Here is a 539-nt window from a genome sequence, read left to right as displayed (position 1 = left end):
CGTGCTCCCCTTGCTGAGAATTGTATGGCAAAATATATGAGAGACAATAAACTTGAAGCCTGCCCGCATGGTTTTCGCTCTAGTTTACGCAATTGGCTTGCTGAAACAACCGATGCTCCCTATGAGGTCGCTGAAACCATTCTAAGTCATACAGTAGGAGGTAAAGTAGAGCGTGCCTATCGTCGGACTGACTATTTAGAACAGCGCCGCGTTTATATGGATAAATGGGCGGCTTATGTCACGGGTCAATCTTAAGATATGGGGTGCATAACCCCATGATCTGTGGATAACTTTCTCTCTCTTCTCTCTCATTCTCTCTCAATAAGACTCATAACGTATCACATCAGAAATTATATAATAAAATATTGTTTTCTATGAATAAAACATCTTTCTAAATGAACCAAAATGTGGTTAATAAATGGTTATGATTTGTTACCATTTTTTGATAGAAAGGATTTTAGAATGACAGAAAATGATATTCTTTTGACAGACCGTGAAAGTGCAAAATTGCTTCATATGAGTGTCTCAACATTCCGCCG

Annotated in this window: 2 pseudogenes; both read left to right on the top strand. The window is 38.6% G+C overall.

The window, feature by feature from the left end:
• Positions 1-255, top strand: a pseudogene (locus tag ACFIL8_RS12640) (integrase); the annotation flags it as partial.
• Positions 256-462: 207 nt separating this feature from the next.
• Positions 463-539 (top strand): annotated as a pseudogene (locus tag ACFIL8_RS12635) (DNA-binding protein); the annotation flags it as partial.

This window comes from Bartonella sp. AP57NXGY, assembly GCF_042195805.1.
In the GTDB taxonomy this organism is placed as follows: Bacteria; Pseudomonadota; Alphaproteobacteria; order Rhizobiales; family Rhizobiaceae; genus Bartonella.
This window is presented reverse-complemented; position numbering and strand designations above follow the sequence as displayed.